The sequence below is a fragment of the Bradyrhizobium sp. BRP23 genome, from assembly GCF_020194135.1.
GTDB lineage: Bacteria > Pseudomonadota > Alphaproteobacteria > Rhizobiales > Xanthobacteraceae > Bradyrhizobium > Bradyrhizobium yuanmingense.
Genome location: NZ_JADYVW010000009.1, coordinates 203,296 through 225,954 on the forward strand (window position 1 = coordinate 203,296; position 22,659 = coordinate 225,954).

18 protein-coding genes are annotated in these 22,659 nt (G+C 65.2%); 4 read left to right on the forward strand and 14 right to left on the reverse strand.

From position 1 onward, the window contains the following. The first annotated feature begins 4 nt into the window (after positions 1-4). Entirely contained in the window at positions 5-892 is an 888-nt protein-coding gene (gene uraD / locus I6F24_RS24640; protein WP_057028791.1) for a 2-oxo-4-hydroxy-4-carboxy-5-ureidoimidazoline decarboxylase, read from the forward strand. Here the strand turns inward: uraD and I6F24_RS24645 are convergent. From I6F24_RS24645 to I6F24_RS24655, 3 genes are read right to left on the reverse strand one after another with little or no spacing between them, the layout of a single operon-like run. Next, a complete protein-coding gene (locus I6F24_RS24645) occupies positions 889-2,286 on the reverse strand; it encodes a nucleobase:cation symporter-2 family protein (RefSeq protein WP_036028820.1) in 1,398 nt (465 codons plus the stop codon). The two genes, uraD and I6F24_RS24645, sit on opposite strands and share 4 nt — an antisense overlap. A 24-nt stretch (positions 2,287-2,310) precedes the next feature. After that, positions 2,311-5,034 carry a molybdopterin cofactor-binding domain-containing protein gene (locus I6F24_RS24650; RefSeq protein WP_225150457.1) on the reverse strand — a complete coding sequence of 908 codons (2,724 nt, stop codon included), beginning with the start codon at positions 5,032-5,034 and terminating at the stop codon, positions 2,311-2,313. Continuing rightward, positions 5,031-5,858 (reverse strand): FAD binding domain-containing protein, encoded by an 828-nt coding sequence (locus I6F24_RS24655; RefSeq protein ID WP_225150459.1) that lies wholly within the window; start codon positions 5,856-5,858, stop codon positions 5,031-5,033. The genes I6F24_RS24650 and I6F24_RS24655 overlap by 4 nt, the downstream gene beginning before the upstream one ends. 146 nt (positions 5,859-6,004) lie before the next feature. Between I6F24_RS24655 and I6F24_RS24660 the strand changes: the two genes are divergently transcribed. Continuing rightward, positions 6,005-7,354, forward strand: coding sequence for an 8-oxoguanine deaminase (locus I6F24_RS24660; protein WP_225150461.1), 1,350 nt, complete (start codon positions 6,005-6,007; stop codon positions 7,352-7,354). A 110-nt stretch (positions 7,355-7,464) separates the two neighbouring features. On the opposite strand, the gene I6F24_RS24665 is transcribed toward I6F24_RS24660, so the two are convergent. The 10 genes from I6F24_RS24665 to I6F24_RS24710 form a co-directional block, all read right to left on the reverse strand. Beyond that, on the reverse strand, positions 7,465-8,541 hold the full coding sequence (locus tag I6F24_RS24665) for a BMP family ABC transporter substrate-binding protein (RefSeq protein ID WP_225150700.1): 1,077 nt from the start codon (positions 8,539-8,541) through the stop codon (positions 7,465-7,467). A gap of 76 nt (positions 8,542-8,617) precedes the next feature. Next, a complete protein-coding gene (locus tag I6F24_RS24670) occupies positions 8,618-9,535 on the reverse strand; it encodes an ABC transporter permease (protein ID WP_225150463.1) in 918 nt (305 codons plus the stop codon). Beyond that, complete coding sequence (locus I6F24_RS24675) at positions 9,522-10,613, reverse strand: ABC transporter permease (RefSeq protein WP_109142970.1); 1,092 nt, start codon at positions 10,611-10,613, stop codon at positions 9,522-9,524. The genes I6F24_RS24670 and I6F24_RS24675 overlap by 14 nt, the downstream gene beginning before the upstream one ends. Continuing rightward, entirely contained in the window at positions 10,597-12,168 is a 1,572-nt protein-coding gene (locus I6F24_RS24680) for an ABC transporter ATP-binding protein (protein ID WP_225111996.1), read from the reverse strand. Before I6F24_RS24680 ends, I6F24_RS24675 begins: the two co-directional genes overlap by 17 nt. Positions 12,169-12,424: 256 nt before the next feature. Beyond that, positions 12,425-12,910, reverse strand: a complete 486-nt coding sequence (locus I6F24_RS24685; protein ID WP_225150466.1) for a nucleoside deaminase — start codon at positions 12,908-12,910, stop codon at positions 12,425-12,427. Positions 12,911-12,921: 11 nt separating this feature from the next. Further along, positions 12,922-14,454: an ABC transporter ATP-binding protein gene (locus tag I6F24_RS24690; RefSeq protein WP_225150467.1), complete on the reverse strand. Its 1,533-nt coding sequence runs from the start codon at positions 14,452-14,454 to the stop codon at positions 12,922-12,924. Further along, positions 14,451-15,134, reverse strand: coding sequence for an isochorismatase family cysteine hydrolase (locus I6F24_RS24695; protein ID WP_225150469.1), 684 nt, complete (start codon positions 15,132-15,134; stop codon positions 14,451-14,453). Before I6F24_RS24695 ends, I6F24_RS24690 begins: the two co-directional genes overlap by 4 nt. Positions 15,135-15,151: 17 nt before the next feature. Beyond that, entirely contained in the window at positions 15,152-16,078 is a 927-nt protein-coding gene (locus tag I6F24_RS24700; protein ID WP_225150471.1) for an ABC transporter permease, read from the reverse strand. 1 nt (position 16,079) lies between these two features. Next, a complete protein-coding gene (locus I6F24_RS24705; RefSeq protein ID WP_225150472.1) occupies positions 16,080-17,192 on the reverse strand; it encodes an ABC transporter permease in 1,113 nt (370 codons plus the stop codon). Further along, positions 17,189-18,301 carry a BMP family ABC transporter substrate-binding protein gene (locus I6F24_RS24710; RefSeq protein WP_225150474.1) on the reverse strand — a complete coding sequence of 371 codons (1,113 nt, stop codon included), beginning with the start codon at positions 18,299-18,301 and terminating at the stop codon, positions 17,189-17,191. Before I6F24_RS24710 ends, I6F24_RS24705 begins: the two co-directional genes overlap by 4 nt. A 398-nt stretch (positions 18,302-18,699) precedes the next feature. Between I6F24_RS24710 and I6F24_RS24715 the strand changes: the two genes are divergently transcribed. Next, the gene (locus tag I6F24_RS24715) at positions 18,700-19,956 is read left to right on the forward strand and encodes an allantoate amidohydrolase (protein WP_225127872.1); all 1,257 of its coding nucleotides are present in this window, start codon (positions 18,700-18,702) and stop codon (positions 19,954-19,956) included. A gap of 107 nt (positions 19,957-20,063) precedes the next feature. After that, on the forward strand, positions 20,064-21,437 hold the full coding sequence (locus I6F24_RS24720; protein WP_225150476.1) for a hypothetical protein: 1,374 nt from the start codon (positions 20,064-20,066) through the stop codon (positions 21,435-21,437). A gap of 185 nt (positions 21,438-21,622) precedes the next feature. On the opposite strand, the gene I6F24_RS24725 is transcribed toward I6F24_RS24720, so the two are convergent. Further along, a complete protein-coding gene (locus tag I6F24_RS24725; RefSeq protein ID WP_225150478.1) occupies positions 21,623-22,636 on the reverse strand; it encodes a formamidase in 1,014 nt (337 codons plus the stop codon). Between the last annotated feature and the right edge of the window lie 23 nt (positions 22,637-22,659).

Here is a 22,659-nt window from a genome sequence, read left to right on the forward strand (position 1 = left end):
GATGATGTCGCAGATTTCACTCGCCGATCTCAACGCTGCAAGCACGGCCGACTTCGTCGCGGCGCTCGCCAACGTCGTCGAATATTCGCCGTGGATCGCCGAGCAGCTCGCGGCAAAGCGGCCGTTCGCCGGCATCAACGAGCTGCACGCCGCGCTGATGGCCGCGATCCAGAGTGCCGAGCCTGACGTGCAGCTGGCGCTGATCCGGGCGCATCCCGATCTCGCCAACAAGACGCAGCGCGCCGCGGGCCTCACCGCGGAATCGACCGACGAGCAGAACAGCGCCGGGCTCGACCGGCTGTCGGATGCCGAATATTCCGCGTTCGAGCGGGCCAACAACGCCTACCGCGACAAGTTCGGCTTCCCCTACATCGTCTGTGTGCGCCGTCACACCAAGGATTCCGTGCTGCGCGACTTCGAGGCGCGGCTGCTCAACATCGCCAAGACCGAGATAAGGCGTGCGATCGAGGAGATCGGCCGCATCTCGGCGCTGCGGCTCGACCAGCTGGTCGCCGCCGACGACAGGCTGAAGGTGCACGGCCGGCTCTCGACCCATGTGCTGGACAACCAGATCGGCAAGCCCGCACCTAGCATCCCGATCGAGCTCGTGGAGCTCGCGAGCCTTGGCGAGAATCGCGTCATCGCGCGCACGGTGACTAATGCCGACGGCCGCACCGACCAGCCGCTGATCGGCGGCCGTCCGCTGCCGATCGGCCGCTACGAGCTGCGCTTCAGCGTCGCCAAATATTACGCCGCGCGCAACGTGCCGCTGTCCGATCCGCCGTTTCTCGACGAGATCCCGCTGCGCTTTGCGATCAGCGAGCCGGAAAGCCATTACCACGTGCCGCTGCTGGTCACGCCCTGGAGTTACTCGACCTATCGCGGCAGCTAAACATGTTGCGCCGATGCGGCGGCTGACGCCGCGTCGGCCTCCGCGGCAGCGCCACCGCTCAACCCGTTGAAGAAGGCATTGAGCAGCACCGACACGACCGCGCAGAGCAGGATGCCGGACTCCAGCAGCGGATGCAGATTGTGCGGCAGATTGCGGAAAAAACCCGGAGCAACGAGCGGGATCAATCCAAAGCCGATCGAGATCGCGACAATGAAGAGATTGTAGCGGTTGTTGCGGAAATCGACCGAGGCCAGGATGCGTGCGCCGGTGGCCGCCACCATGCCGAACATCACGAGGCCGGCGCCGCCGAGCACGACCAGCGGCACCGCTTCCACCAGCGCGGCGAGCTTCGGCAACAGCCCGAGCACGAGCAGGATGCAGCCGGCCGTCACCGTCACCCAGCGCGAGCGCACGGCCGTGACCGAGACGAGGCCGACGTTCTGCGAAAACGAGGTATAGGGAAACGTGTTGAAGATGCCGCCGAGCAGCGTGCCGAGCCCGTCGGCGCGTAAGCCGCGGCTCAGGGCTTCGCGGTCGACGGCCTTGCCGGTGATCTCGCCGAGCGCCAGGAACATACCGAGCGATTCGATCATCACCACGATCATGACGATGCACATGGTGATGACAGGCACCAGGTGGAATTGCGGCATGCCGAAGCGGAAGGGAATCACGAGTGCGCCCCAGGAGGCGGCGGCGACCTTGTCGAAATGCATCACGCCCAGAATGCTCGCGAGCACCGCGCCGGCGATGATGCCGAGCAGCACGGCGACGTTGGCGAGAAACCCGCTGCCCCATTTGATCAGGCCGAGGATGAAGAGCAGCACGAACAGCGAGATGCCGAGCCCCTGCAATTGCCCATAGGCTGGATTGGGAAAGCTGCCGGGAACGCCGTCGACCACCTTCGTCAACGTCGGCAGGCCGCCGCCGGCCCAGTTGATGCCGACGCGCATCAGGGAGATGCCGATGATGAGAATGATGGTGCCGGTGACGACGGGAGGAAACAGCGGCAGCAGCCGGCTGACGAACGGCGCAACGACGATGCCGAACAGGCCGGCGGCGATCACGGAGCCGTAGATGCCGAGCAGGCCGATTTCCGGTGAAGCCGCCATCGACAGCATCGGGCCGACCGAGGCAAAGGTCACGCCCATCATCACGGGCAGGCGGATGCCGACGCCGGGGAAGCCGAGGCACTGGACCAGCGTCACAAGTCCGCAGGCGAACAGGTCGGCGCTGATCAGGAAGGCGACGTCCTCCGGCGGCAGCTTCAGCGCGCGGCCGATGATGAGGGGGACCGCGACCGCGCCGGCATACATCACCAGCACGTGCTGGAGCCCGAGCGCGAGCAGGCGCGGGACCGGCAGGACCTCGTCGACGGGATGGACGTCGTTGCTCATGGATGTATCCCCCGAAACATCTATCTAGCCAAATTTGTCATGGAGCGCCGGAAACAGCCGGTCCGGCTTGAAGGGCGGCGCAGTAAAGCGAATGCCGGTGGCGTCCGCGATCGCGTTGCCGAGCGCGGCGGCGACCGGATTGTAAGGGCTCTCGCTCATGGACTTCGCGCCGAGCGGGCCGATCGTGTCGGACGTCTCGGCGAAGAGGACCTCCGTGCGCGGCACGTCGGCGAAAGAGGGCAGGTGGTAGTCGCGGAATTTCGGATTGGTGACGCGCCCGCTCGCGTCGATCACCATCTCCTCGTAGAGCGCAGCGCCGAGCGCCTGCGCCACGCCGCCTTCGACCTGTCCGCGGCACTGCATGGGATTGGCGACGACGCCCGCGTCCGCGGCGTGCACGCTCCTGAGAATCCGGAGCTCGCCGGTCGCCTTGTTCACCGCGACGCGAAAGCCCTGCACGTTGAACCCCACCGATCGCGGCGTGCCGCCGGACGTGCCGCTGCCTGCGAACGGCCAGCCGCGCTCGCGGGCGAGCTTCGCCAGCTCCGTAAAAGGCATGCGGCGGACGCCGCTGACGACGGAGTCCGCATCGAGCGCGCAAGTCTCCACATCGCACAGCCAGGCTCCGGCGGCGGCCGTCTTCAGCTCGCTCGCAAGCTGCACGGCTGCCGCATGCGTCGCCTTGCCCGCAACGAAGGTGCCGGCGCTGCCATACGCGCCGGTGTCGTGGCCGCCATGGGCGGTGTCGGACTGGCGCAGACGAATCTTGTCGACGGTGGTCGCCAGCGTGGTCGCCGCGATCTGGCGATGCACGGTGCTGGTGCCGTTGCCGAACTCGGCCGTGCCGACGGTGAGGTCGAAGCCTCCGTCGTCGTTGAGCGCGATCGTCGCATCGGCGAAGTGGCCGGCCGGCGGCACGGTGTCGATCATGGTCAGCGCGATGCCGTCGCCGATCAGCCAATCCGGCGACAGCTCCGGCTGCGGGGAATCAACCTGCATGGCGCGCTCGACGAGATCGAGGCACTGGTCGAGCCCGTAGGAGCCGTAGAGCACGTCGTGATATTCGGACGGCGGCGGCGACAGCATGGGATCCCCGGGCCTCACGATATTGCGCCGGCGCATCTCGTAGGGACTGAGGCCGAGCTGCCCCGCCAGTTCGTCGATCGCCGCTTCCACCGCGATCAGCGCCTGCGGCAGGCCATAGCCGCGAAACGCGCCCGCCGGCACGGTGTTGGTGTAGACGGCGACGCCGTCGACCCGCTTGTTCGGGCAATTGTAGACGGCGATGGACTCCGCCAGCGCGTGGAACATCACCGGGCCGGCATGATTGCCGTAGGCGCCGGTGTTGGAGAGCACGTCGAGCTGAAGCGCGGTAAGCTTGCCGCCCGCATCGGCGCCGGCCTTGACGTGGATCCGCATCGGATGCCGCGTCGAGGTCGCGATGAACTGCTCCTCGCGTGTCAGCTCCAGCTTGACCGGCCGCCCGGTCTTCAGCGCGGCAAGCGCCAGGATGTCCTCGACGAACATCTCCTGCTTGCCGCCAAAACCGCCCCCGACGCGTTCGCAGAACACGCGGACCTTGTCCATGGGAAGCTGGAAGATGTCCGACAGCGCACGCCGGGTCAGGAACGGCACCTGCGTCGAGGTGCGGACGGTGAGAACGCCGGAATCATCGAGCCAGGCGAGGCCGCCATGGGTCTCGAGCGCCGCGTGCTGCACGCGGTGACTGTGGAAAGTAGCCTCATAGGTGGCGGCAGATGTTGCAAGCGCCGATGCGACATCGCCGAACTCGCCATGCGTCTCCGCGACCAGGTTGCGCTGGGCATCGGCAACGCGGTTCGCAGCTGTGCGGTCGGGATGAACGACCGGCGAACCCGGGGCCATCGCCTGCTCGGGATCGATCAGCGCCGGCAGGATCTCGTAGCTGACCTTCAGCTTGCGGCACGCAGCCTCCGCGGCGGCTTCGGTCTCGGCGACGACGGCGGCAACCTTCTGGCCGATGAAACGGACGACATCGTCGAGGACGCGGGTATCCTCCGGGTCCATCCAGTCTTTCTCATGCCGCGCCGTCGAGATCAGTACGGACGGCGCATCCTCGTGCGTCAGCACGGCGTGCACTCCGGGGATGCTCAGCGCGTCCGACTTGTCGATCGCGACGATCCTCGCGTGCGCATGCGGCGAGCGCAGCAGCTTGATGTGCAGCAGACCATCGATTGCGGTGTCGAAGGTGTAGCGTGCCGTGCCGCGGACCACATCGGGGCCTGCGGGGGCGGGCAGGCTGCGGCCGAAGGCGGCGCCGGCCTCGACGCTCGCCTCGACATTGGTCTTGCCGAGGATCGCGTCCTCGATCGACCGATAGCCGGTGCAGCGGCAGATATTGCCTTTCAGCGCCGTGCCGAGATCGGTGCGCTGCGCCTGGTTCAGCGAGGCGCAGGTCAGGATCATGCCGGCGGTGCAGAACCCGCATTGAAAGCCCTGCGCATCGAGGAAGGCCTGCTGCATCGGATGCGTGCCGTGATCGCCGTCAAGGCCTTCGATCGTGGTCACGCTGCGGCCCTCGGCCCGGAACGCCGGGATCAGGCAGCTGTGCACCGGCTCGCCGTCCAGCAGTACGGTGCAGGCGCCGCAGTCGCCGGCATCGCAGCCCTTTTTCACGCCGAAATGGCCGAGCTCGCGCAGGAACGTGCGCAGGCACTGGCCGGCGCGCGGCTCCTGGGAAAATGCCTCGCCATTGACCTCCAGGCTCATGCGGGTATCGCTCCCAGCAGCTCGACGCGAATGTCCTCGGCCAGGCGCAGCGTCATGTGCTTGCGCCAGAGTGGCGCGCCATGGATGTCCGTGTGGTACAGATCATCGGTAATCTCCTGCATGAGCGCGGCGCGCAGCGCGCCTGCGTCTGGGGCTTTGCGGAAGCGCAGCTGGATCGGCCGCACCGTCGACGCGGTGACCGTGAGTGTCAGCGTATCATCGGCTTCGAGACTGCCGATCAGCAGCGCCGCGGAGCGGCCGACGGGCGCCAGCGAGATCTGGCGGAAGGCCGTGCGGCGCTTCAGCGCGGGAAGCGGGATGTCGATCTGCCGGAGCAGGTCGCCTGGCGTCAGGCGATTGCGCTGGTTGCCGGTGACGAATTCGGTGACCGGAAGCCTCTGTTCACCGCCGCCGGCCTTCCAGATGGTGCAGACGCCGTCGAGTGCCGACGTCAGCGAGATCATCGGTCCCGCCGGCAGCGACATGCAGAGATTGCCGCCGACGGTCGCGGTCTTCCAGATCTTGAATGAGGCAAGGAAGGCCCGGCAGCACTGGTTGATCAGCGGCGCTGCGAGCCAATCAGAGGGGCAGGCGAGTCCATCGAGCTCTGCGATGGTGCAAGTGGCGGCGATCGAGAGGTGGCTCTCTGTGATCGCAAGTGCCGGCCATTTCAGATCGGTGAGATCGATCAGTCGCGTCAGATCCGTTTGCGGCTCCGAGAACAGCCAGGTGCCGCCCGCGAGCCAAGCATCACCTGCCGTCCAAACGGGCAGCTGCGCGCGCGTTTGCGGATGGGCGACGGCTGTGATGGTATTCAAGTCCATGGCTGCGCCAACGCTTCCGACGGTTGAATGGTCCGAGCGAAGTGTTGCAAGACGGGAGCCAAGTGGCAACAACAAGTCGAAGCAAGGACGCAATCGTCCTCGGCCTTGCAGGTCCGCCGTCAGGGTGGGCGAGGAGAAGCAGGATCATGACTGAGGCAAGTTCGACCTGGATCAGGGATCCCCTGGCCATCCTCGCCGACGGGGCCGAGCGCGGCATTGTCGTGAAGGACGGCCGGATCGTCGAGCTCGTGCCGGCGGGCGGTGTGCCCGCAACCGCCGATGTCGCAGTGTTCGATGCGGGCGAACACGTCGTGCTGCCGGGCCTGATCAATACCCATCATCACTTCTACCAGACGCTGACGCGGGCGCTGCTGGCCGCGATGGACCGCGAGCTGTTCCCCTGGCTCCAGGCGCTCTATCCGGTGTGGGCGAGGCTGACGCCGGAAGCGCTCGAGCTCGGCGTCACCGTGGCGATGTCCGAGCTGTTGCTCTCCGGCTGCACCACCACGACGGATCACCACTACGTCTTCCCGCCCGGACTCGAAGACGCCGTCGATATCGAGGTGGCGGTGGCGAAGCGCCTCGGCGTGCGCGTGCTGCTCACGCGCGGCTCGATGAACCTGTCACAGCGCGACGGCGGCTTGCCGCCCGACAGTGTCGTGCAGGACGAGGACACCATTCTCGCCGATAGCGCCCGCGTGGTCGCCAAGCATCACCAGCGCGGCGCGGATGCGATGGTGCAGATTGCGCTCGCGCCATGCTCGCCGTTCTCGGTGACGACGTCGCTGATGCGCGCCACGGCCGATCTCGCCGACAAGCTCGACGTGCGCCTGCACACCCATCTCGCCGAAACCGAGGACGAGAACAGCTTCTGCCAGCAGATGTATGGCTGCCGTCCGCTCGACTATCTCGAGCAATGCGGTTGGCTCAATGCGCGCACCTGGCTCGCCCATGGAATCTTCTTCAATCCGGACGAGATGAGACGGCTCGGCAAGGCCGGCACGACCGTCAGCCATTGTGCGTGCAGCAACCAGCTGCTCGCGTCGGGCTGTTGCCCGGTGTGCGACATGGAAGAGGCCGGCGTCGGGATCGGCATTGGTGTCGACGGCTCGGCCTCCAACGACGGATCCAACCTCATGCAGGAGGTGCGGGCCGCGTTCCTGCTGCAACGCGCGCGTTATGGCGTCATGAAGGTCAGCCACAAGGATGCGCTGCGCTGGGCCACCAAGGGCTCGGCGGCATGTGTGGGCCGGCCGGAACTCGGCGACATCGCCGTCGGCAAGGCCGCCGATCTTGCGCTGTTCCGGCTCGACGAGCTGCGCTTCTCGGGCCACGGCGATCCGCTCGCCGCGCTCGTGCTGTGCGGGGCGCATCGCGCCGACCGGGTGATGGTGGCTGGAAAATGGGCGGTGATCGACGGTGCGATCCCGGGTCTCGATGTGGCAGACCTCATCCGCCGCCACAGTTCCGCGGCGCGGGCCATCCAGGCTGGATAGCCGGGCGAAATAGAGAAAGAGGGGGCAGCCACAAGTGCCGGGTGCTTCTGGCCACCCCCTCCGAACCTCCTCCGGGAGGAGCAGGTGATTTAGTCAATGCAAGAAGCGTGCTACTTGCCCGGCAGCTTGTCGTCGATGCCTTTCACGTAGAAATTCATGCCGAGGATCTGGCCGTCATCCAGGTGACCGCCGCCCTTGCATTCGACCGGCTTGCCGTCCTGCCCAACGATCGGGCATTTGAACGGATGCAGCTTGCCCGCGGTGATCGCGGTCTGGGCATCCTCGGCCATTTTTTTCACATCGTCAGGCATGTTGGTGTAGGGCGCCATCGTGAACATGCGGCTGTCGAGGCCACCCCAAGTGTCCTCGGACTTCCAGGTGCCGGCGAGCTCGGCCTTGACCCGCTCGATGTAGTAGGGGCCCCAGTTGTTGATGATCGAGGTCAGCTGGGCCTTTGGCCCGAACTGGATCATTTCGGAATCCTGGCCGAAGGCCAGCTTGCCGCGTTCGCTGGCGATCTGCATGGCGGCGGGCGAATCCGTGTGCTGCATGATGACGTCGGCACCCTGGTCGATCAGCGCCTTGGCGGCGTCGGCCTCCTTGCCTGGGTCGAACCAAGTGTTGGCCCAGATGATCTTGACCTTGATGTTCGGATTGATGGTCTGCGCCGCCAGTATCGTCGCGTTGATGCCGGAGACGACCTCCGGAATCGGGAACGAGCCGATATAGCCGAGCACGCCCGACTTCGACATCTTCGCCGCAATCAGGCCTTGAATGTAGCGGCCCTGATACCATTTCGCCGAGTAGGTCGACATGTTCGGGTTGCGCTTGTAGCCGGTGGCGTGCTCGAAATGCACGTTCGGATATTTCTTGGCGACCTTCAGCGTCGGATCCATGTAGCCGAACGATGTGGTGAAGATCAGTTTGTTGCCGGCGCGGACGAGCTGCTCGATCGCGCGCTCGGAGTCCGGGCCTTCGGGCACGTTCTCGAGATAAGTGGTCTCGATCTTGTCGCCCAATTCTTTCACCAGCGCCTGGCGACCGAGGTCGTGCTGATAGGTCCAGCCGAGGTCTCCGATCGGACCGAGATAAACGAAGCCGACTTTAAGCTTGTCGGCGGCGGAGGCCGCACTGACGCTCCCAGCGAGCAAGAGCCCGGCAGCCAGTGCAAGAAGTGATTTCCTCATCATCGATCTCCAAACTTCGGGGGAAGCCACGATCCGCAGCATGCGCGCCCCATCGTGCACACTGCGGAAACGAAATCTAGCGGTCGGGCACGAACACCGTGCCGAGCGCGGCCGGTGCGGTCGAGCCGCCCGTGCGCGCACGAGAGATCAGGACCAGGACGATGACGGTCGCGAGATAAGGCAGCGCCGACATGAATTGCGAGGGAATGCCGACGCCCCAACCTTGCGCATGCAGCTGCAGGATCGTCACCGCGCCGAACAGATAGGCGCCGATGACGAGCCGGCCCGGCCGCCAGGACGAGAACACCACTAGCGCCAGTGCGATCCAACCGCGGCCGGCGGTCATGCCCGGAATGAAGAACGGCGTATAGGCGAGCGGCAGATAGGCGCCCGCAAGACCCGCGCAGGCGCCGCCGAACATCACGGCGAGGGTGCGGATGCGCAGGACGGGATAGCCGAGCGCATGTGCGGAAACGTGATTGTCGCCGCAGGCGCGCAGGATCAATCCCGCCCGTGTGCGGTACAGGAACCACCACACCGCGACGATCAGTGCGATCGAGAAATAGACGAAACCATTCTCGCCGAACAGCACGCGGCCGATCAGGGGGACATTAGTGAGACCGGGAATGGCGAGTTGCACGGCCGGCGTGATGCGCTCGCCGACGAAGCCGGCGCCGATCAGACCCGAGAGGCCAACACCCAGGATGGTCAGCGCGAGGCCGGTTGCGACCTGGTTGACGGCGAGCCCGAGTGCCATCAGCGCGAAGACGAGCGACATCAGCGTGCCCGCGACGATGCCGAACAGCGCGCCGATAAAGATCGATCCGGTCAGCCAGGCGCCGGCAAAGCCACAGGCCGCGCCGACGATCATCATGCCTTCGACCCCGAGGTTGAGCACGCCGGAACGCTCGGCCACGAGTTCGCCTGTCGCGGCCAGCAACAGCGGCGTCGACGCGGCGAGCACCGCCAGGATGATGGCCTCAACCAGCTCCACGGGCCACCACCTTGTTCGGGAACACCAGCTTGAAGCGGTAGAGAATGAGGGAGTCGCAGGCGAGCACGTAAAACAGCAGAATGCCCTGAAAGACCTTGGTGACGTCCAGCGGAATCTTCATCGCGATCTGCGCCTGCTCGCCGCCGATAAAGGTCAACGCGAGGAAGAGGCCTGCAACTAATATTCCAAGCGGGTTCAGCCGGCCGAGGAAAGCGACGATGATCGCGGTAAAGCCGTAGCCTGGCGAGATGCCGGGCTGGAGATGCCCGACTGGACCCGCCACCTCGATGATGCCGGCAAGCCCGGCCAGCGCCCCGGAGACGGCGAAGGTCAGGATGATGAGCTGGTTGGCGTTGAAGCCGCCGAACCGCGCGGCGCGCGGCGCAGCGCCGACCACGCGGATCTCGAAACCCTTGATGGTGCGCCCGAGCAGGATCGCGGCTGCCGCGACGACGAGCAGGGCGATGATCGAGCCGAGATGCAGCCGGCCGCCTTCGATCAGCAACGGCACGGTCGCTACCGGATCGAACTCGGCCGTGGTCGGGAAATTGAAGCCGTGCGGATCGCGCCAGGGGCCGCGCACGAGATAGTCGAGGAAGAGGTCGGCGACATAGACCAGCATCAGGCTGGTCAGGATCTCGCTGGCGCCGAATTTCACCTTGCAGATCGCCGGGATCAGCGCATAGAGCGCGCCCGCAGCGGCGGCGAGGACGAGCATAGCCGGCAGCACCCAGGCGCCGGCATCAGTACCTTGCGTCTTCACCGCGATCCAGCTTCCCGCGACTGCGCCGATCAGGAATTGCCCTTCGGCGCCGATGTTCCAGGCGTTGGCGAGATAGCACAGCGACAGGCCGATCGCGATCATCACCAGCGGCGTCGCCTTCACCGCGATCTCCTGGAGCGAATAGCCATCGGTGAGGGGCGCAATGAAATAGGCGTGCAGGGCAAGCAGTGGATTCTTGCCAAGGATCGCGAACAGGATGACCATGGTCACGATCGTGAGGCCAATCGCGATCAGGGGGGACACCAGCGCGATCGTGCCAGAGCGCTCGGCACGCTTCTCAAGCACCAGCTGCATGCGCGATCTCCTTTGGCTGCAGGCTGCTGCCGCCCATCAGAAGGCCCAGCTTCTCGCGGCTTGCTTCGCGTGCCGAGAGCGGAGCCGACAGCTTGCCGTGGAACATCACGGCGATGCGGTCGGCAATCTCGGCGAGCTCGTCGAGATCCTGGCTGGTCACGAGTACCGCGGCGCCTGCGGTGGCGAGATCAAGCAGCGCCTGACGGATGACGGCGGCGGCGCCGGCATCGACGCCCCAGGTCGGCTGGCTCACCACCAGTACCGCGGGATTGCGCAGGATCTCGCGTCCCACGATGAACTTCTGCAGATTGCCGCCGGACAGGCTGGCGGCCTCGGGATCGCGCTTGGCCTTGCGGACGTCGAAGGTTTCGGTGGCGCGGTCGACCGTTCTCAGCGTAGCCGCCGTATCGATGAATCCGCGACGGACCATGCCGCTGGCGGCATGGCCGGTGAGCAGCGCGTTCTCCGACAGTCTCATCCGCGGCGCGGTGCCGTGGCCGAGTCGCTCCTCGGGAACGAAGGCCGCCCCCAGCTTGCGCCGCTGGGTGATCGAAAGGTGACCGGCGGCGATGCCCTCGATCACCACCGTCCCGGGGGCCTTCGCGAGGCGCTCGCCGGAGAGCGCTGCGAACAATTCGTCCTGGCCGTTACCGGCGACGCCGGCGATGCCGAGAATCTCGCCGCCCTTCAGCTCGAATGAGATGTGCTCGAGCCGTACGCCGTGCGCTTCGACGGGAGCCAGCGAGAGATCGTTGACGACGAGCCGCGGCACGGTGGTCTTGCGGCCGGATGCGCCCTTCACCTCCTTGACCTCGCCGCCGACCATCATCCGCGCAAGTGAGGCGGCGGTTTCGAGCCGCGGGTTGCAGGTCTCGACCTTCCTGCCGCCGCGCAGGATCGTCGCGGTGTCGCAGAGCCGCTTCACCTCCTCCAGCTTGTGGCTGATATAGAGGATGGCGCGGCCCTCGGCCTTGAGGCGATCCAGCACGATGAAGAGCTGGTCAGCCTCCTGCGGCGTCAGCACCGCGGTGGGCTCGTCCAGGATCAGGAATTTCGGATCCTGCATCAGGGCGCGGACGATCTCGATGCGCTGACGCTCGCCGACGGAGAGTTGCCACACCTCACGCCTGGGATCGAGCGGCAGACCGTAAGTCTTCGACACCTGTTCCAGCCGGGCCGACATGTCCTTGAAGGATTCCTTGCCGTCGAGGCCGAGCGCGACGTTCTCGGCAACCGTGAGATTGTCGAACAGCGAGAAGTGCTGGAACACCATGCCGATGCCGCGGATGCGCGCTTCGGACGGACCGGACAGCACGATCCGCTCGCCCTGCCAGTGAATCTCGCCGGCGCTGGGCTGGATCAGTCCGTAGATCGCCTTGACCAGCGTCGACTTGCCGGCGCCGTTCTCGCCCAGCAGGGCGTGGATTTCCCTCGGCCGGATCTCGATATCGATGCAATCGTTGGCGAGGAAATCGCCATAGCGTTTGGTGAGGCCGATGGTCCTCAGGAGCGGGGACTCGCCAGAATGCTGGCCGTTGGATGTCGGATCTAACATTCGTTGATGCGCTTGCATGGGTGACGTGCCTCAATACTGGGCCAGTTTGGACCCCGGCGTAAGATGTGAAAAAGCATCATCCCTTGCTCAACGCGTCGGCAGGCTCTCGGCCCAGCGCTCGTCGTCGATTTTCGAGCGATCATACCCCGCAAGCAGCCCCGGACGGCGGGGAAGCGATCGCGTCGGCGGGCGATGCGTGTTGCAAATTTGTGACGGTCCAAGGGGAGTCGGAACCTGCTATGCAGGGGATGTGCTGCTACTTCGTCCAAACGCCGACATGCAGCGCTTCGGCTTCGTCTTCGAGCAGTGGGCCGACGACCTCCGTCGGCCGCTGGCCGCTGGCAAAGACCTCGCGGCATGGCAGGTTGAGCGTCGGATTTTCCGGATGGTTGCCGGTGATGCCGCGCAGGCGATGCTCGCTGAGGCCATAGACGACACGGCCAATACCGGCCCAGTAGATCGCGCCGGCACACATCGCGCAGGGTTCGGCTGAGGAATAGAGCGTGGCCTTCGCCAGCACCTCTCGATCGAGTGTACGGCAGGCCTGGGTGGCTGCGAGCCGCTCGGCATGCGCGGTGCCGTCGCGATCCGGCATGTAGCCGTTCTCAATCTCGATCAGCACCTTGCCGTCCGCATCGACGACAATGCAGCCGAAGGGGTGGTTGCCATGGGTGAGGGAACGGCCGGCGACCGCGAAAGACAGGCGCAGAAAGTGCTCGTCCCGCCCTGATGCATCGCTCATCGATCCTCCGTTCAGTGCCCTGCCATGTGGCGGCCGACCACCGTGAGATCGGCTTCGCTGGTCCGCGCTTCATACACGAATTCGCCGTGGAACATCACCACGAGCCTATCCGACAGTTCGAGCAGCTCGTCGAGGTCCTCGCTGACGAGCAGGACGGCGGCGCCGCGGTTGCGCGCGGCCATGATCTCGGCATGGATCTGCGCCACCGCCGCGAAATCGAGGCCGAAGCAGGGATTGGCGGCGATCAGCACCTCGACGTCGCCGCCGAGCTCGCGGGCCAGCACAGCCCGCTGCACGTTGCCGCCCGATAGCGCCGAGATCGGCGTATCGGGCGTGCGGGTCTTGATCTTGTACCGCGCAATCTTCGTCCTCGCGTCGTCGCGAAAGGCGCTGGGATTGAGCCACCAGCCGCCACTTGCAAAGGGTGCGCGGTCGAATTCTCGGAAGGCGATGTTGTCGGCGACGCTCATGCCGCCGACGCAGGCGTTCTTCAGCGGCTCCTCGGGCAGCAGCGACATCCTGTGCCGCCGCATCTCCTCGCGGCTTGCGTGATAGGGATCGCCGGCGACGCGCACCTCCCCGCTCTCGGCCTCGCGCTGGCCGGCCAGCACCTCGACGAGCTGGCGCTGGCCGTTGCCGGAAACGCCGGCGATGCCGACGATCTCGCCGGCGCGAACGGTGAGCGAGACATCGTGCACGGCAACGGCGCCCGCATCATCCAGGGCGCGGAGCTTTTGGAGCTCCAGCTTGGCCTGACCGGCTTCGCCGGTGCGCGGCGGCTGCACCGTCAACTCCTCGGCACCGATCATGGTGCGGGCCATCGCGTCCGGCGTCAGCTCGGAAACCTTGCCGGCTCCAGCGAGCTTGCCGCGGCGCAGGATGGTGACGTCATCGGCAAACGCCATGACCTCGCGGAACTTGTGCGTGATCATCAGGATGGTCAGCTCGCCCTCCACAACCATGTCGCGGAGCATGCCGAGCACCTCGTCGGCTTCCGCCGGGGTCAGCACCGAGGTCGGCTCGTCCAGGATCAGGAAGCGCCGCTTCAGATAGAGCTGCTTGAGGATCTCGCACTTCTGCCGTTCGCCGGCAGAGATGTCGGAGACCTTTGCGGAGAGCGGTACCTTGAAAGGCATGCGGCCCAAGAACGCCTCCAGCTCCTTCATCTCCTTCGGCCAGTTCACCACGGCTGGCACGTCGTCGCGCGCCAGCACGAGATTTTCGGCAACGGTCATCGCCGGCACCAGCGTAAAATGCTGATAGACCATGCCGAGGCCGAGCGCGTGGGCATCCTTCGGGTTGGCGATCGCCTGCTCGCGGCCGCCGACGAGAATGTCGCCTTCGGTCGCGTGGTAATAGCCCATGATGCATTTGACGAGGGTGGATTTGCCGGCGCCATTCTCGCCGAGCAGCGCATGGAACGAGCCCGGCCGCACCTTCAGCTCGACATTGTCCAGCGCCAGGAAGTCGCCGAAGCGCATGGTCATGGCGATGGCATCGACGCCGAAGGCGCCCGATGGCGGCGGCGTTTCGCCGATGATCACGAAATTGCTCCGATGAAGGCATCAGAGGTCGAGACTGCGCCGAACACGCCGCCCTGCATCTTGATCATCTTCAGCGCGTGGTCGTGGTTGCTCTTGTCGGTCGCGCCGCAGCAATCGTGAAGCAGGACGCATTCGAAGCCGCGGTCGTTGGCCTCGCGCATGGTGGTGTGGACGCAGACGTCGGTCGTGATCCCGGTCAGCACGATGTTCTCGATGCCGCGGACGCGCAGGATCAGCTCCAGATCGGTGGCGCAGAACGAGCCTTTGCCGGGCTTGTCGATGATCGGCTCGCCCGGCAGCGGCGCCAGATCCTCGATGATGTCCCAGCCCGGCTCGCCGCGCACCAGGATGCGTCCGCACGGACCGGGATCGCCGATGCCGGCCCCGATCTGGCGCGAGCGCCAGCGCTTGTTGGCGGGCAGGTCGGAGAGATCGGGGCGGTGGCCCTCGCGGGTATGGATGATATGGAAGCCTTGCTTGCGCATCGCGGCGAGCAGCCGTTTGATCGGCTCGATCGGCGCCCGCGTCAGCGAGAGGTCATAGCCCATCTTGTCGACATAGCCGCCGACGCCGCAGAAATCGGTCTGCATGTCGATGATGATCAGCGCCGTGTTCTCGGGGCGGAGATCACCATTGTAGGGCCAGGCATAGGGTTCGGACTTGATGTAGCGCTCGGGCATGGACGACCTCGTGCGTGTTACCGTGTGATCGAGAGTTCGGCGGGCGCGCCGGTCAGCGTCCGCTTCGGCGAGCAAGTGACGATCATGATCGCCAGCGTCAGGATGTAGGGCGCAGCGTTGAAGAGGTGATAGCCCGAGGTGACGCCGACCGATTGCAGTGCCGGGCCCAGTGCCGCCGCGCCGCCGAAGGCGAGCGAGGCCCACAGGCAGAGCAGGGGATCCCAGCGCGCGAAGATCACGAGCGCCACGGCGGTGATGCCCTGGCCCGAGGAAAGGCCCTCGTTCCAGCTTCCGGGATAGAACAGGGACAGGAACGAGCCTCCGATGCCGGCCAGGAAACCGCCGGCCATGGTGGCGCGCAGGCGGATCAGCAGCACGGAATGGCCCATCGCGCGTGCGGCATCGGCGCTCTCGCCGGCGGTGCGGACGAGCAAGCCCCAGCGGGTGCTACGGAACGCCCAATACAGGATTGGAGCCAGCATCACGCCGATCAGGAACAGCACGTTGATGCGTAGCGCTGCCCGGACTTGCGGGATGTCGCTCCACCAGCCAAAGTCGATGGCGGGCAGCCGCGGCGCTGTCGGCTCGATCAATGGCTTGCCGAGATAGAACGCAAGGCCGGTGCCGAACAGCATCAAGGCGATGCCGACGGCAACGTCGTTGACGCGCGGCAGCGAGCAGATGCCGGCATGCAGCGCACCAAGCAGCGCGCCGGCAATGCCGGCGGCAAGCACGCCGAGCCACGGGGAGCCGGTGAGATAGGAGATGCCATAGGCGCTCATCGCGCCCATCACCAGCGTGCCTTCGAGGCCAAGATTGATGCGGCCCGCGCGCTCGGTGATGCATTCGCCCAGGCTCACGAACAGGAATGGGGTGGAGACGCGAATGGCGCCGCCGAGGACGGCGAGCGGGACGGTCCAGAGGCCGATCGATCCGTCTGCCATCTCAGGATTTTCCCTTCAGGAATCCGATGCGGCCGTAGAGCGCATCGCTGGCGAGAACGAAGACGAAGATGATGCCCTGCAGCACCAGCACGGACGCATCGGGCAGCCCCAGGCGGCGTTGCAGCAGGCCGCCGCTGGCGCTGATGCCGCCGAGCAGGATCGCGACGGGGATGATGGCGAGCGGATTTTGCCGCGCCAGAAACGCGAGGAGAATGCCGGTGAAGCCGTAGCCGGCGGCGAGGTTGGCGTTGGTGCGTCCCTGCACGGCGGCGACCTCGACCATGCCGGCGAGGCCAGCCGCGCCGCCGGCAAGGAAGCAGACGGTCAGGATCAGCTTGTCGACGCCGAGGCCGACGATCTTCGCAGCGCGGATGTTGCCGCCGGCCACGCGCGCGGCGAAGCCGAACACAGTGTGATAGATCAGGATGTAAGAGGCGATCGCGGCAATCAGGCCGAACACGAGGCCCCAATGCACGTCGGTGCCTGGAATGGAGCCGATCATGTTGGCGGCGCCGATCTCGCGGGTGGACGGCTTGTTGAGGCTGGCGGGATCGCGCATCAGCCCCTCGACGAGATGATTGAGGATCGCGAGCGCGATGTAGACCAGCAGCAGGCTCGAGATGGTCTCGTTGACGCCGCGATATTGCCGCAAGCCGCCGGAGAGCATGATCCAGAGCCCGCCGCCGATCACGCCGGCGCAGACCATGGCGACCTGGACGACGAGCGGCGGCATGCCCTGAAGCGCGAGTGCGGCGCTGGTTGCCGACAATGCGCCGATCAGCAGCGCACCTTCGCCACCGATGATGACCATGCCGAGCTGTGCCGGCAGCGCGGTACAGAGCGCGGTGAGGATCAGGGGCGCTGCGCGCGTCAGCGTGTTCTGCCAGGAGAACCAGGTGCCGAACGCGCCGTAATACATGTAGAAATAGAGATCGAGCGGATTCTTGCCGAACATCGCGACGAAGATGCCGAACACCGCGAGCGCGCCGACCAGCGCCGCGGCCGGGATCAGGACATATTCGATCGTGCCGCCGTGACGCTGGAGGAAACCGGGATCGGCGGCCGGGGCGACTGTCCCGACCGCATCCGTGGAATCCGCCGCTTCCGTCGTCACGAAGTGGCTCCGAGCACGCCCTCGACGAGGTAGTCCATTTTCTCCAGTTCAGGATCCTTCTGACCGCGATTGGTGCCGGCGGGGATCACTGTCTTGCCCTTGTTGTCGACCAGCCCACCCTTGAAGATGGCGTAGCCTTCTGCCGACAGGAATTTGGCCTTGGCCTCGTCGGCCGCCTTGCGCGCTTCGGCCGAGACCGCTTCCCCATAGGGCGAGGTTTTGACGATCTCTTCCTTCAGGCCGCCGCGGTAGAAATTCGGAATGCCTTCACCGGAGGCGATCATCTTGACGAACTTCGGATAGAGCGCCTCCCAGTTCCACTCCGCGCCGGTGAGATAGGCCTTGGGTGCCAGCGCCGACTGGTTGGTGTGATAGCCACAGACGAAGGCGCCGCGCCGCGCCGCGTTCTCGACCATGGTCTTGGGCCCATCGACGTGGCAGGTGAGCACGTCCACGCCCTGATCAATCAGGCTGTTGGTGGCTTCGGCCTCCTTGACCGGCATCGACCAGTCGCCGGTGAAGATCACCTGCGTGGTGGCCTTTGGATTGACGGACTTGGCGCCAAGCGTGAAGGCGTTGATGTTGCGCAGCACTTGAGGGATCGGCTTGGCCGCGACAAAGCCGAGCTTGCTGCTCTTCGATGTCAGGCCGGCGACGATGCCGGAGATGTACTGAGCCTCGTCGATGTAGCCGAAATAGCTGCCGGCGTTCTTGGGGTCCTTCTCGCTCCAGAGGCCGCCGCAATGCTCGAAGCGGAGCTTCGGGTACTTGTTGGCCATCTTGATCATGTGCGGATTGTAGTACCCGAACGAGGTCGGGAAGAGCAGGGTGGCGCCATCGAGATTGATCATGGACTCGATCGTCTTCTCGACCGCATCGGTCTCCGGCACCTTCTCCTCCTCGACCACCTTGAGGCCGGGAATCTTCTTCAGCGCCGCCGCGCCCTGCGCGTGCGCCTGATTGTAGCCGTAGTCGTCGCGCGAGCCGACATAGATGAAGCCGATGGTGGTCTCGGCCGCGACGGCCGGGCGCAGGCCCGCTGCCGCGCCGAGGGTGAGGGCCGCGCCGCCCTGCAACACATGACGTCGTGAAATCCTGCCAGAATCCATTGCTCGCTCCCCTTGGCGGATGCCCCGCCTTGATCTCACGGCTGCGCCGGCTTGGCGGAGCCGGGATCAGGCGTCGCAAGCTTCGTGCCAGAGACTATGAAGCGTGCAGTCAGTTATAAGCCATTGAAATAAACATGGAATAATGTTTGTTCTGAACTTGGCGAGGAAAGTGGCAGGCTAATTTATGGGCAATATAAAGGTATTGTATGCAGAGGAGTTGAGCAGCCAGAAACCTGCCCGCGCATGTGCATGACCCGCGTCGGACGGTCGGCCGGCAAGGCGCATTCATGCTAACCACGCGCTGACTGGGACGGCGCCGTAGGATTTCCGCTGGCACCGAACTTGTATCGATTGTCGTCAGGACCGCCGTGTCCTCAGAAGATGGAAAGCTCGCCGAGATGGGCGCTGGTACCGTTCACGATGCATCGCTCGGCAATGAGATCGTTCGCCGGATCAACGAGCTCGGCGCGATTTCGGAAGAGCCCGAGAAGCTCACCCGCATCTTCCTCAGCAAGGAGCTGCGCAAGGCCGCGGACCTCATTATGGAGTGGATGCGCGAGGCCGGCATGAGCGCCCATCTCGATGCCATCGGCAATGTCTGCGGACGGTACGAAGGCGACCGGCCGGACATGCCCTGCCTGATGCTCGGCTCGCATTACGACACCGTGCGCGATGCCGGCAAATGGGATGGACCGCTGGGTGTGATCACGGCGATCTCTTGCGTCGCCGATCTCAACCGCCGCGGCAAGCGCCTGCCATTTGCGATCGAGGTGATCGGCTTTGCCGACGAGGAGGGGGTGCGGTTCGCTTCGACCTTGCTCGGCAGCCGTGCGGTGGCCGGCACCTTCGATCAGAGCGTGCTGAATACGCGCGACCGCGACGGCGTGTCGATGCGCGAGGCGCTCGTGCAGTTCGGCCTCGACCCCGACCATATCGGTGCGGCCGCGCGCGCGCGGCGCGAGCTGCTTGCCTATCTCGAATTGCACATCGAGCAGGGGCCGGTGCTGGAAGCGCAGAACCTGCCCGTGGGCGTCGTCACCGCCATTGCCGGGGCCACGCGTCTTGCGGCCCGGCTCTCCGGTATGGCCGGTCATGCCGGCACCGTGCCGATGGCGCTGCGCCGAGATGCGCTCGCCGGCGCGGCCGAATGCATCAATGCGATCGAGCAATTTTGCCGCACCGACGAGGGCGGCCTCGTCGGCACCGTGGGCTACATCCAGGCGAGGCCCGGCGCGACCAACGTCATTCCGGGTGAGGTATCCTTCACGATCGACATGCGCGCACCGACCGACATGCATCGCAAGCGCGCGGTGGCCGATGTCGTCCGCCAGATCGAGGCGATCGCCAAGCGGCGACAGCTGGCGCTTCAGCTCGACGTTACCCACGAGAACCGCACCGCGCCCTGCGCGCCCTGGCTCAAGCAGCAGATCGCGCAAGCGATCGAAGCCGAAGGCTTCTCCGTGTTCGAGCTGCCGAGCGGGGCAGGGCACGACGGCATGGCGATGATCGACATTGCCGATGTCGGCATGATCTTCGTCCGCTGCCGCGGCGGCATCAGCCATCACCCGGACGAGCATGTCGCGCTTGCCGATGCCGATGCCGGAGCGCGTGTGCTGCTGCGGGTGATCGAGAATTTCGGGCCGCGTAAGGCCTAGGCGAGCGTCACGAACCCGCAAGTCACCGGGTAGAGATACGAATCAGTCATGTTTAAGATGGTGGCCATCATCACGAGGGTCACGAGACAATCAGCCGATTGACGGACATGAACAGCGACATCTCTTTTCCATCACATCGTGAAAACCGGTTCTATCAGGGGATGGCTGCGACCTTCGTCGCCAACGCCCTTCAGGCGGTCAATTTCCTCGGTGATCGATTCCTGAGACAATCGCATCCTTCGTTGTCGGCGATCGAGGACCTCTATCGGCACTCGATGGACAGCGCCTTTTCGGTGACCGAGGCCTTCCTCGTCACCGGCGCACCGCACGCCTCCGCCTATTACCCCCGCGACTTCGCCTGGTTCTATCCCGACGTTCTCGATCCTGAAACCATCATGAATGCGCAGGACGCGATGCGGCGGGTCCGTCTGCTCGAGAAGAGCGTGCGCCTGCTGCTGGAGGCCGTCCGCGCCAACGTGGTCACCACGACCATCGTACCGGCCGGGCGCGGCCGGTATCTCGGCGTGAACTATTTTTCGCGACCCTCGGATACGCTGCTCGGCATTCTTGCCGGTCTGCAGCAGATGATCTCTGCCGAGGAGAGGGCGTCGTCCTACCTTGCGATGTCGCAATGCGCGCATGCCGGCCGCTTGTTGCTGGCCGAATATGGCGGAGACCTGAAGCGCGCGATCCTGAAGCTTGCGAGCGAGCTGGAGTCCTTCGACGCTGACGGCACCAGATATTTGCTGTGCGACGCCAGCGGCCCGCGCTCCGCGGCGACGGATACCCGCGCCGAGCGCCGGCGTTTCGTCACCAATGCCTGCGTCTACACGACCTTCGTGTGGGGCGTGCAGCTCGGGATCGTCGGCGAGAACGAGCTGAAGCGGCTGCTCGGGCGCGACCTTGCGCAGTACAAGAGGGATCTGCTCCGCCTCTTCGGCAAGAACGGCTACATCAGGCATTCCCTGGACGGCCCGGCGAGCTCACCGGCATCGTCGGTCGCATTGGATTTCGTCAGCGTGCATCGCGGCTTCTGGGATATGAGCGAGGCGAGCGAGCGCGCGCTGTTCGCGGCCACGACGGATGTGATCATCGCCGAGCCACGGTTACGCATTCCGAGCACGTTCCACTTCCTGGTTTCGGCGGACAACCCGCGGACCAAGATGATCCACAAGATTGCAGCTCCCGCATATCAGGGGCGTTCCTCCTGGCCGACGTTCAACGTCGAATTTGCCGACCGCATGCTGGATTACGATGAGTTCTCGGGTGGCGATACCTATCGGGCCTGCGCGCAAGGAATCCTGAAGGACATTCGCGCCGCGACCGAACTCCACGGCGGCTATCAGGAGCTGATTTCGGAGCAAGGTCTGAAGTATCGCACCTGGGCCTATAAGGGTGCCGTGGCCCACTCGTGGTTTCCGCGCTTTCTGTCGGTCTGGAGGAGGGCCTACGGCACGCCACTCCTCCAGTGGAACGATTGATCGCCGAACCTCTATCCCGCCGTCACGTCGACCACCTCGCCGCCCTCCAGCACCTTGGCCGCCTTGGCCGGTCGAGATCGCCTTCCCGGGCCGCGACCACGACGGTTGCGACGCAATTGCCGACGAGGTTGCCGAGCGCGCAGGCCACGGTGCCAGATTGTCGCGGTTTCACCCGAGAAACCGGCTTATTCCGCCGCCTTCGCCGTCTTGCCGAACATCCGCGTCGGGCCCGGGAAGCCGCACGAGGTGCCGTCGGTGACCTTGACCTGATTTTCCCACGGCAGTCGGAAGGTGCCGGCGACCATGTCCTGCATGAAGGTGTAGGGGCAGTCCATCGCGCCGCCCTTCACCGCGACATAGCCGCGGTGCCAGAGCTGGTAGATGTTGTTTTCGACGCCCCAGTTGATGCGGGCTTCGCGCACGAGATCCGGCCGGACCTCTGCGGTGATGATCTCGTCGGCACGGCCGGTCGTACCATGCGCCAGGACGGTGCCGTCGAAATTGACGATCATGCCTTCGCCCATGGAATCGAACGAGCCGTCCGAGCCGCACATGCAGACATTTGTGGTGATCATCAGATTCTGAAACGAATTGGCCTGGTTGGTGAAGCGCCAGGCTTCGCGGATCGGCGCGGTGTAGCCGGCGGTGCGGATCATGATCTCCGCGCCTTTGTAGGCGCATTCCCGTGCCATCTCCGGGAACATGCCGTCATGGCAGATGATCAGCGCGATCTTCGCGCCCTTCGGTCCCTCGATCACGGGAATGCCGATGTCGCCGGGCTCCCACGGCTCGACCGGAATCCAGGGATGAAGTTTGCGATAGTAGAGCTTGATCTCGCCCTGATCGTCGATGATCAGGCCCGAGTTGTAGGGACTGCCATGCGGGTTGAACTCCATGATGGAGAAGCAGCCCCAGATCTTGTTATCGACACAGGCCTGCTTGAAGGCCGCAACCTCCGGTCCGTCAAGCCGACACATGATCTCCGGATTGGTGTCCATCGACAGGCCGTGCAGCGAGTATTCGGGGAAGACCACCAGATCCATGGTGGAGAGATTGCGGCGGGCCTTGCCGACCATCCAGACGATGCGCTCGGTCTGCCTAGCGAGATCGGCCGCGCTCACCACGCTAGGCAGCTGCAGCTGCACAAGTCCGATAACCACACCGTTGGGGGATTTGTTCAGCCCGCCAAGCCCGTTCATGATCAGCTCCCTTGCCTGTCTGG

Bases quoted from the DNA above. Each gene is read 5' to 3' on its own strand.
- uraD (WP_057028791.1), top strand. From the start codon at position 5: ATGTCGCAGATTTCACTCGCCGATCTCAACGCTGCAAGCACGGCCGAC.
- I6F24_RS24645 (WP_036028820.1), bottom strand. From the start codon at position 2,286: ATGAGCAACGACGTCCATCCCGTCGACGAGGTCCTGCCGGTCCCGCGC.
- I6F24_RS24650 (WP_225150457.1), bottom strand. From the start codon at position 5,034: ATGAGCCTGGAGGTCAATGGCGAGGCATTTTCCCAGGAGCCGCGCGCC.
- I6F24_RS24655 (WP_225150459.1), bottom strand. From the start codon at position 5,858: ATGGACTTGAATACCATCACAGCCGTCGCCCATCCGCAAACGCGCGCG.
- I6F24_RS24660 (WP_225150461.1), top strand. From the start codon at position 6,005: ATGACTGAGGCAAGTTCGACCTGGATCAGGGATCCCCTGGCCATCCTC.
- I6F24_RS24665 (WP_225150700.1), bottom strand. From the start codon at position 8,541: ATGAGGAAATCACTTCTTGCACTGGCTGCCGGGCTCTTGCTCGCTGGG.
- I6F24_RS24675 (WP_109142970.1), bottom strand. From the start codon at position 10,613: ATGCAGCTGGTGCTTGAGAAGCGTGCCGAGCGCTCTGGCACGATCGCG.
- I6F24_RS24680 (WP_225111996.1), bottom strand. From the start codon at position 12,168: ATGTTAGATCCGACATCCAACGGCCAGCATTCTGGCGAGTCCCCGCTC.
- I6F24_RS24685 (WP_225150466.1), bottom strand. From the start codon at position 12,910: ATGAGCGATGCATCAGGGCGGGACGAGCACTTTCTGCGCCTGTCTTTC.
- I6F24_RS24695 (WP_225150469.1), bottom strand. From the start codon at position 15,134: ATGCCCGAGCGCTACATCAAGTCCGAACCCTATGCCTGGCCCTACAAT.
- I6F24_RS24700 (WP_225150471.1), bottom strand. From the start codon at position 16,078: ATGGCAGACGGATCGATCGGCCTCTGGACCGTCCCGCTCGCCGTCCTC.
- I6F24_RS24710 (WP_225150474.1), bottom strand. From the start codon at position 18,301: ATGGATTCTGGCAGGATTTCACGACGTCATGTGTTGCAGGGCGGCGCG.
- I6F24_RS24715 (WP_225127872.1), top strand. From the start codon at position 18,700: ATGGGCGCTGGTACCGTTCACGATGCATCGCTCGGCAATGAGATCGTT.
- I6F24_RS24720 (WP_225150476.1), top strand. From the start codon at position 20,064: ATGAACAGCGACATCTCTTTTCCATCACATCGTGAAAACCGGTTCTAT.
- I6F24_RS24725 (WP_225150478.1), bottom strand. From the start codon at position 22,636: ATGAACGGGCTTGGCGGGCTGAACAAATCCCCCAACGGTGTGGTTATC.